The organism is Streptomyces varsoviensis (assembly GCF_000718635.1).
Lineage (GTDB): Bacteria > Actinomycetota > Actinomycetes > Streptomycetales > Streptomycetaceae > Streptomyces > Streptomyces varsoviensis.
On sequence record NZ_JOBF01000089.1, the window covers coordinates 1 to 271 of the forward strand.

A 271-nucleotide genomic window follows, 5' to 3' on the forward strand; every position below is an offset into this window, starting at 1 on the left:
TGGTTTCCGGGATATCAAGATCTCGGTGAAGCACAACGATCCGGTGGTGATGGTCAACGCGTACCGGCTGCTGGCGCAGCGGTGTGATTACCCGCTGCATCTGGGTGTGACGGAGGCGGGGCCGGCGTTCCAGGGGACGATCAAGTCGGCGGTGGCGTTCGGTGCGCTGCTGAGTGAGGGGATCGGGGACACGATCCGGGTGTCGCTCTCGGCGCCGCCGGTGGAGGAGATCAAGGTCGGTAATCAGATCCTGGAGTCGTTGGGGCTGCGG

1 protein-coding gene is annotated in these 271 nt (G+C 64.6%); it reads left to right on the plus strand.

The features are described from left to right. A partial coding sequence (locus tag IF55_RS35720; protein ID WP_030893510.1) for a flavodoxin-dependent (E)-4-hydroxy-3-methylbut-2-enyl-diphosphate synthase occupies nt 1–271 on the plus strand: 271 nt, incomplete at both ends.